This is a genomic window from Streptomyces sp. NPDC054956 (genome assembly GCF_053609185.1).
In genome coordinates this window covers 1-8356 of record NZ_JBSGXB010000319.1, presented here as the reverse complement: position 1 = coordinate 8356, position 8356 = coordinate 1, and the positions used below count along the sequence as shown (strand labels likewise).

The 8356-nt window shown below is 71.7% G+C and carries 10 protein-coding genes; 3 read left to right on the top strand and 7 right to left on the bottom strand.

Annotated features, from left to right (window positions below; translation table 11 throughout):
• Positions 1-2 precede the first annotated feature (2 nt).
• The 5 genes from ACWGDE_RS32685 to ACWGDE_RS32665 all read right to left on the bottom strand — a co-directional run bounded on the left by ACWGDE_RS32685 (position 3) and on the right by ACWGDE_RS32665 (position 3766).
• Positions 3-503: a DUF6114 domain-containing protein gene (locus ACWGDE_RS32685; protein WP_453392662.1), complete on the bottom strand. Its 501-nt coding sequence runs from the start codon at positions 501-503 to the stop codon at positions 3-5.
• Complete coding sequence (locus ACWGDE_RS32680) at positions 494-1147, bottom strand: DUF6230 family protein (protein ID WP_453392661.1); 654 nt, start codon at positions 1145-1147, stop codon at positions 494-496. The genes ACWGDE_RS32685 and ACWGDE_RS32680 overlap by 10 nt, the downstream gene beginning before the upstream one ends.
• A 119-nt stretch (positions 1148-1266) precedes the next feature.
• Entirely contained in the window at positions 1267-2031 is a 765-nt protein-coding gene (locus ACWGDE_RS32675; RefSeq protein WP_453392660.1) for a MerR family transcriptional regulator, read from the bottom strand.
• A 64-nt stretch (positions 2032-2095) separates the two neighbouring features.
• Complete coding sequence (locus ACWGDE_RS32670; RefSeq protein ID WP_453392659.1) at positions 2096-3301, bottom strand: methyltransferase; 1206 nt, start codon at positions 3299-3301, stop codon at positions 2096-2098.
• A 114-nt stretch (positions 3302-3415) separates the two neighbouring features.
• Positions 3416-3766: a tetratricopeptide repeat protein gene (locus tag ACWGDE_RS32665; RefSeq protein ID WP_453392658.1), complete on the bottom strand. Its 351-nt coding sequence runs from the start codon at positions 3764-3766 to the stop codon at positions 3416-3418.
• 106 nt (positions 3767-3872) lie between these two features.
• Between ACWGDE_RS32665 and ACWGDE_RS32660 the strand changes: the two genes are divergently transcribed.
• Complete coding sequence (locus tag ACWGDE_RS32660; RefSeq protein WP_453392657.1) at positions 3873-4838, top strand: pirin family protein; 966 nt, start codon at positions 3873-3875, stop codon at positions 4836-4838.
• Between the two features lie 71 nt (positions 4839-4909).
• On the opposite strand, the gene ACWGDE_RS32655 is transcribed toward ACWGDE_RS32660, so the two are convergent.
• Entirely contained in the window at positions 4910-5563 is a 654-nt protein-coding gene (locus tag ACWGDE_RS32655) for a fasciclin domain-containing protein (protein WP_453392656.1), read from the bottom strand.
• An 86-nt stretch (positions 5564-5649) separates the two neighbouring features.
• Positions 5650-7224 carry a molybdopterin-dependent oxidoreductase gene (locus ACWGDE_RS32650; protein ID WP_453392664.1) on the bottom strand — a complete coding sequence of 525 codons (1575 nt, stop codon included), beginning with the start codon at positions 7222-7224 and terminating at the stop codon, positions 5650-5652.
• Between the two features lie 307 nt (positions 7225-7531).
• Between ACWGDE_RS32650 and sigK the strand changes: the two genes are divergently transcribed.
• Complete coding sequence (gene sigK, locus ACWGDE_RS32645; protein ID WP_453392663.1) at positions 7532-8119, top strand: ECF RNA polymerase sigma factor SigK; 588 nt, start codon at positions 7532-7534, stop codon at positions 8117-8119.
• On the top strand, positions 8116-8356 hold a 241-nt coding region (locus ACWGDE_RS32640; protein ID WP_453392655.1), incomplete at its 3' end, for a zf-HC2 domain-containing protein. The genes sigK and ACWGDE_RS32640, both read left to right, overlap by 4 nt.

Below are 8356 nucleotides of genomic sequence, written 5' to 3'. Positions count from 1 at the left end.
GCTCATGGCTGTGCTCCTTGGGGATCGTGTTGCGGTGGGGGAGCGGGTACGTCGGCGGATCCGGGGGCGGCGCCGGATCCGTGTGCGGCCGTGGGGGCGACCGGGGTGACGGGTGCGTCGGGTGAGACCGGGACGTCGGGTGAGACGCGGGCGACCTGGGCGGCGTACGGCTGCCAGGCGAACATCAGGCCGCCGCCGAGGATGCCGAGCAGGGTGCCGATCAGGAACCCGCCGAGGTTCGACAGGACCAGCGCCGCGGTGGCGATGAGGGTGGTCAGGACCCCGGCCAGACTGCGCTGGGCCGGTGAGAACCAGGCGGTGATTCCGAGCACGATCATGACGACGCCCATCAGGACGGACGGGATTCCCGCCACCCCCTGCTGGAGCATGATCTTCAGCGGCGCCAGCGGCAGGGCACAGATCTCGGCCCCGGCGAGGACGGCGAAGAGCCCGCCCCAGAACGGCCGGCCGCGCCGCCACCGCCGCCAGCGGCTCAGAAGCATTCCTTCTTGCCCTTGCTGATGTTCATGTTCAGCCCGGTGAGCTTGAAGGTGCCCGCGTTGGTGGCCCAGGCCGTCTGGTGGAGATCGGTGATGCTGACGGTGTCGGCCTGCTGGGCGAACAGGTCCTGCATGCCCACGGCTTCCGCCGGGCCCTTGTCGAGGGTGGAGGCGTCCCGGCCGATCTCGATGTTGGTGAAGACCGCGTCGCCCGAGAGCTGGGTGGCGTCGACGAAGAGGTTGCTCGCCTCGACGGGGGACTTCTGACCGGCGGTGAGGTTGAGCGAGATGTCACCGATGATCGGGAGGGTGGTGACCACCGACTGGCAGAGGCTGTTGAGCTTGGCCTCCCTGATGGCGGTGACCGCCACCGGGATGAGCTCCTCGCGGGCGTTGACGTCGACGCTGCCGTACTGGGCGAAGCCCTCGCCCTCCAGGCTCTTGGCCGACACCTTGAACTGCTGCCCCGATACGGCGAAGGAGGCGGCGAGCGCGCCCTGAGCGAGGGCGATGCCGAGTCCGGCGGTCACGGCCACGGCGGGGACGGTCAGTACGGCGAACCGGCGCCAGCGGACGCGGCCCGCGCCGGCAGCTCTCTCGTCGCCGTCCTCGCCGGGAGTTTCGGGTAACTTGGGGGAATCTGCCATGAGATCGTCCCTTGTGTTCGGCTGTGCACCGTTGTTACCGACGAGTTGAATGTAAGAGTGCCAATGGGGGTTGGCAAGGTTGCTCGGGCGCACCTTTCAAGCCGACTCCTACCGGCCGGTCACGCCCCAGACGACTCCCCGCGCAGCAGCTCGGCGACCTCGGCGTCCACCCGCCGGGCCATCGCCCGGGCGAACTCCGCGGCCACGACCCCGCCCGCCAGCGGACGCAGCGCCGCCACCGCTTCCGTGATGTGCCGCAGACGCGTGGCCGAAAGCTGTTCCAGGCCCTCCGGGCCGATCACGTGCTGCCGGAACAGGGCGACGAACCGGTCCGCGACCGCGGCCGCCTGGGCCTGTACGAAGTCACCCGCGTCCAGGACCTCACCGAGCGGCACGCCCGCGCGCACCAGGGTCGTCGTCGCCTCCAGCAGGCGCCGGCTGCGGTGCGTGACCAGGTCCCCGTCGATCGTCACGTAGCCCAGCTCGGCCGCCCGCCGGGTGTCCGCCGGGGACGCCGTCGGGCCGAACAGCTCGCGCAGCTCGGCCCGGGACATGGTGACCGACTCCTCCTGCTCCCAGTCGCGGGTCATCTCCCGCTCCAGGCCCAGCAGTTGGGATATCCCGCCGCCCTGCTCCCACGCGGCCAGCAGCTCGCCGATGCCGTTGACGGTGTAGCCGCGCCCCAACAGGTCGCTGATCAGGCGCAGTCGGGTGAGGTGGTCGTCGGAGTACCAGGCGATCCGGCCCTCCCGACGGGGCGGCGGCAGCAGCCCGCGCTCCTGGTAGTAGCGCAGGTTGCGCACCTTGACGCCGGCCGCGCGGGCCACGTCCTCCCGCCGGTAACGCCCGCCGGAGGTCCTGTCCTGATCCACCTGACTGCTCACGCGGCCGAGTGTAGGACGTACCGACGGACCTACCGGCGGGTTACCGAAGGGGCGTAGCGGCAGGTCACGCGGGGCGGGGCTGTTCGCGCCGCTTGACCGCGCGCAGGACCACGAACTTCGGTTCGCTCGCGGTGACTTCGTTGTTGCCGAAGAGGCGGCGCAGGTGGGTGTGGTAGCCCATGTGGCGGTTGGCGACCACCCACAGCTCGCCGCCCGGGCGCAGCGCCTTGCGCGACTGGGCGAACATGCGCAGCGCCGTCGCGTCCGTCGTCGCCTGGTGCGAGTGGAAGGGCGGGTTGCACAGGATCAGGTCCACCGACCCCGGCGGCAGCATCGCGACGCCGTCGCCGACGAGGAACTCGGCGCGGTCCAGCCGGCCCTTCACGTTCGCGCGGTAGGTGGCCTCGGCCGAGGCCACCGCCTGGTACGACTCGTCCGTGAAGACGACCTCGGCGTCCGGGTCGGCCACCGCGACCGCCGTGCCGACGATGCCGTTGCCGCAGCCCAGGTCGACGACCCGGGCCCCGTCCGTGTTGGTCGGGATGTTCTGGAGGAAGAAGCGCGTGCCGACGTCCAGCCGGTCGGCGCAGAAGATCCCGGCGTGGTTGACGACGGTCAGCCCGGAACCCGATCCCGCGTCCTGGTCGACGGTGTACGTCACCGGCCACGGCCCGTCGGTCCGGGGGTGGGCGGCTCCGGGGTTCCCGGGCGTGCAGAAGATCAGGCGGGCCTTCTTCTCGGCCAGCGAGGTCTTCGTCGGGCCGAGGATCTTCTCGAAGAGCCGCAGCGTGGAGGTGTGGATCTCCTTCACCATGCCGGTGCCCACGACGACGGTGCCGGCGTGCACGTGCGGGGCGACGCGGTACAGCTGGTCCTCCAGGAGCGCCAGGCTCTTGGGCACCCGCACCAGGAGTACGTCGATCCGCTCCGGCGGTGCGTCCTGCGTGGTCAGCAGCGTCACGGTGCTCTTGGCGGTCCCGATGCCGTTGCGGTCCAGATTGGCCGCGGTGGCGGAACGGGTCAGGCTGGAGTCGGTGATCTGCGTGGGGTGGTGCGCGGCCAGCGCCGTCGTCAGCGCCCCCCAGCGGTCCCCGATCACGGTGATCTGCCCGGCACCGGCCAGATCCACCGGGCCGCGTTCGCCCGTACCGGATTCGAGGTGGCGCAGCAGGTACTCGTCGGCGGCGTCCCAAGCGAAGAGCCGGTCGCGCGGGTCCTCGGGGAAGCGGGCGAGCTCGAAGGAGCCGAAGGGCGTGGTCAGACGGTTCATATTGCCCCCAGGCTAACCGAGGGGCGGCCCCGGTCCCGCATGGGCGGGGCCGGGGAGCGGCCGACGGAGTGTGCTGCTCCGTGATCACCAGGGGCATCAGGAGCATCCGGAGGACTACTCCGGAAGGTCCCCGGCCATCGCGGCGGCGATCCGCAGGTGCGGGGCAGCCTCGGCGGCCCGGCCCTGGCGCTCCAGGGTCCGGCCGAGCATCAGCCGCGCGTAGTCCTCGACGGGCCACCGCTCCAGGATGGCGCGCAGCTCGTGCTCGGCCCGGGAGAGCTGGGCGGAGTGGTAGTAGGCGCGGGCCAGCAGCAGCCGCGGAGCCAGCAGCTCGGGGGCCTCGGAGGCCACGCCGTCCAGGACCCGGGCGGCGTTCGCGTACTCCTTCGCCTCGAAGAAGAGCAGGCCGCGGTCCCAGCGCTCGGCCGCGGTCCCGTGCTCCAGGTAGCCCTGCTGGGTGTTCATCGGATCCCTTCCGCCGTTCCGGTGCTGTGTCCGCCTCCTCCAACACGTGGAACCGGACGTACATTCCAATGACCGCGGTGACCGTGCCGGGACTAAGTTGTGTCGTATGAGCAATCTCGATCGCCAGCCCGCTCTCTCCACCTGCGGCGGCCGCGGTTTCGTCGTGGCCGAGCCCGTGCGCGAGCTGCTGAGCCCGCGCACCGTCAAGCTCGGTGAAACCCGTGAGGTCCGCCGACTCCTGCCGAACCTGGGCCGCCGCATGGTCGGCGCCTGGTGCTTCGTCGACCACTACGGCCCGGACGACATCGCCGACGAGCCCGGCATGCAGATCGCGCCCCATCCGCACTCGGGGCTGCAGACCGTCAGCTGGCTCCACGAGGGCGAGGTGCTGCACCGCGACAGCGTCGGCAGCCTCGCGACGGTACGCCCGCGCGAGCTCGGCCTGATGACCTCGGGCCGCGGCATCAGCCACTCCGAGGAGAGCCCGCGCCGCCACGCCCGCTTCCTGCACGGCGCGCAGCTGTGGGTGGCCCTCCCCGACGCCCACCGCGACGTGGAGCCGCACTTCCAGCACCACACGGAGCTCCCGCAGGTCACCGCGCCGGGCCTGACCGCGACGGTCATCCTGGGATCGCTGGACTCGGCGGCCTCGCCCGGAACGACGTACAGCCCGATCGTCGGCGCGGACCTCGCCCTGGCGGCGGGCACGGAGACCCGGCTCCCGCTGGACCCGGACTTCGAGTACGCGGTCCTGTCGATGTCGGGCGAAGCCCACGTGGACGGCGTCCCGGTCCTCCCGGGCTCGATGCTCTACCTGGGCTGCGGCCGCACGGACCTCCCCCTGCGCGCGACCTCGGACGCCGGCCTGATGCTGCTGGGCGGCGAGCCGTTCGAGGAGGAGATCGTCATGTTCTGGAACTGGATCGGACGGTCGCACGACGAGATCGCGCAGGCCCGGGAGGACTGGATGAACGGGTCGAGGTTCGGTGAGGTGAAGGGCTACGACGGCCCTCCGATTCCCTCTCCGGAACTTCCCCCGACCCACCTGAAGCCCAGGGGAAGGACCCGCTGAGCCGGCCCGGCACCTCGCGGTCTTCCATCGAGGTGCCGGGCCGGTCCGGTACGTGCCGACGCCGTCGGCCGCTACTTCGGCATGAGGACGGTGTCGACGATGTAGACGTTGGCGTTGGCGGTCCTCACGTTGCCGCACACCACGGACGCGGTGTCGTTGACCTTGTAGGACGTGCCGGAGCCCTTCGAGGTGACCGTGCCCTTCTGCAGGGTTTCGAAGGAGCCGTTCTCCAACTGCTCGGGGGTGAGCTTCTGGCCGACGACGTGGTAGGTGAGGATCTTGGTCAGCTGCTCCTTGTCGGCGAGGACCTTGTCGAGGTCGGCCTTCGGGATCTTGGCGAAGGCGTCGTTGGTCGGGGCGAAGACGGTGATGTCCTTGGCGTTGTTCAGGGTGTCGACGAGTCCGGCCCGCTTGACGGCGGAGACCAGGGTGGACAGGGCCGGATTGTTGGAGGCGGCGGTGGCGACCGGGTCCTTGGCCATGCCGTCGAAGGAGCCCGCGCCATCCTTCGGAACGCCGGCACAGGCAGGGCCGAAGGGCTGGCCCGTCGTCATCGCGTCGTCGGCAGGGGTGGTCCCTCCGGTCCTGGCCCGGTCGCCGGCGGCGGCCGTCGGTGCGGCGTCGGTGTCGCTCTCGGAGTCGGAGCAGGCGGCAAGGGCGAAGGGCAGCAGGGCGGCTGCGGCGACGGCTACGGCGGTACGGCGGATCTGCATGCTGCTGTTCATGAGCGTTTTCTCCTCGGAGCGGATGGTCTTCCATCGGTGGGTGGTTCGTGCCGGTCCGCGCGCCGGAAGGGCGCCGGCCCGGTGGTCTAAGGGACGGTGACGAAGACGCTGTGCCGGCCGCTCGCGCCGTCGGGGACGGTCCGGGTGCGCTCTTCCGTCTGCACCTGGCCGGTGCCGTCGGTGGCGCGGACGGTGATGGTGTGTCCGCCGGGGGCTGCCTGCCAGGGACAGGACCACTGGCGCCAGGTGTCGACGGTGTCCTGCACGGCCAGGTCGGCGTCCCGCCAGGGGCCGTCGTCCACGCGGACCTCGACGCGGCTGATGCCCCGGTGCTGGGCCCAGGCGACCCCGGCGACGGTAAGGCTGCCGGCGGCGGGGCGGGCGAAGGGCTTGGGCGTGTCGATCCGTGCCTGGGTCTTGACCGGCGCGCGGCGGGCCCACTTGCGCTTCACCCAGTAGGGGTCGTAGGCGTCGAACGTCGTGAGTTCGATGTCCTCGATCCACTTGCACGCCGAGACGTATCCGTACAGGCCCGGGACGAGCATGCGGACGGGGAAGCCGTGCTCGAAGGGCAGTGGTTCGCCGTTCATCCCGACGGCGAGCATGGCGTCGCGTCCGTCCATGACGTCCTCGACGGGGGAGCCGAGGGTCATGCCGTCCACGGAGCGGGCCACCAGCTGGTCGGCCTCTCCGCCCCGGGACGGGGGCCTGACGCCCGTTTCCCGGAGGAGTTCGGCGAGGGGCACGCCGAGCCAGCGGGCGTTCCCGGCGTACGGGCCGCCGACCTCGTTCGACACGCAGGTCAGGGTGATGTCCCGTTCCACGAGTGGTCGGGCGAGGAGCTGGTCGAGCGTGTACGTGCGGGGGCGCGCGACACCTTTGCCGTGGATCCGCAGCCGCCAGGTTCCGGCGTCGACGCGGGGCACGGCGAGCGCGGTGTCCACGCGGTAGAAGTCCCGGTTCGGTGTGGTGAAGGGGGTGAGATCCGGGACCTTCAGCTGGACTCCGGCCGGGAGCGGAGCGGCCGAGGACGCGGGTTCCGGCAGGACGAGGGCGTCGCGGGAAGCGACGGCTCCACGGCCCTGCCGGCCGACGAGGACGCGGCCGAGCACGGCGGCCGAGGTGGCCGCTCCGGCGGTCATGGCCGCCGCGGTCAGGAACCCCCGCCTGCTCCAACCGGATGCGCCGCTCCCGCCGTTGGCGGTCGTGGCCCTCGATACGAGAAGGTGGAGGGCGAACGCGCCCGCGACCGCGCCGGTCAGCGAGGGGAGCGCGTCTGCGATGCCCGTGGAGTCGGGCCGGCTCAGGGCAGCGGCGGCGCCGATCACGCCGAACAGCAGTACCCCCGCGACACCGGCGCGCCGCCGACGCAGGCCGAGCACGCCCAGACCCGTCGCGGTCAGCGCGAGGACGACGAGGATCCCGAGTCGCAGGACGGCCTTGTCGTTCTCCCCGAAGGTGCGGATCGCGAAGTCCTTCACCGCGGCCGGCGTACGGTCGATCAGGGCCCCGCCCACCACGGTCACCGGGCCCGCGGCCGGCCGGACCAGACCGGCGAGAAGCTCTGCCGCGGCGAGCGCGGAGAAGGCGGCCAGGAGTCCGGCTGTCGCGCCGAGCGCGGTGCGGGAGAGGGTGGTGCGGAAGCTGCTCACACCCGGTATTCGGCGGCGGCCGTCCGGCGGATTGGTCCGCGATCGAAGGAGTGAACCGACGGTGGGGCGGAAGGTGCCGCGGGTAGCTGTGTCGACAGTCCTGCCCGACGAAGTGTCCTCCCATCCGCGGGCCCGTCCGCTACGAAGGATTGCTGAGACGACCTCCCGCTCGGGCGGCCGGACCCCATCCGCTCGGGGAGGGTCCGGCCCGGTTCGAGCGCAAGCAGACAAGGATCGGCATGCGATGGACACCCCGCCCCCCGACGGCCGCGTCCGGCCGCCCCTTCGCCTCCTCGCCGCGGCCGGAGCGGCGCCGGTGAACCAACCGCTCCCCTTCGGCGCGGCCCCCGCCCAGGGAAGCGCCGGTCTGGCCGAGACCATGCAGAGGGTCGCCCAGGGGGACAAGGAGGCCTTCTCCGTCCTCTACGACGCTCTCGCACCCCTGGTGTTCGGGATCGTGCTCAAGGTGGTGCGGGACCGGGCACAGTCCGAAGAGGTCGCCCAAGAGGCCATGATCGACCTGTGGCGGCAGGCCGCCCGCTACCGGCCCGACGCAGGATCGGTCACCACCTGGGTCGCGACGATCGCCCACCGGCGCGCGGTGGACCGGGTCCGCTCCGCCCAAGCGGCCGCCGACCGCGAACACGCCCAGGCCGCCCGCGAGCACACCACCGCTTTCGACGAGGTCGCCGAACAGGTCGAAACCCGTCTGGAATCCGAGCAGGTCCGCCGCTGCATGCGCGGCCTGACGGAGCTCCAGCGCCAGGCCGTGACGCTGGCCTACTACCGGGGGCTGACCTACCGTGAGGTCGCCGAAGCCCTGCGCACACCGCTTCCCACCATCAAGACACGCATGCGCGACGGGCTCATCCGGCTCCGCGACTGCATGGGGGTGACCACATGAAACACCACACGTCCGACGCCCACACCCTTGCCGCCGCCTACGCCCTCGGGGCACTCGACTCCGACGAACGCAAGGACTTCGAAGCCCACCTGGAGGCATGTGAAGCCTGCCGGCAGGAAGCCGCGGAGTTCGGGGCGACCGCGGCACGCCTGGCCGCAGCGGTCGCCGAGCCGCCGCGTACGTCTGCCAAGGCGCAGGTCATGGCCGCCATCGAGGGGGTGCGGCAGCTGCCCCCGC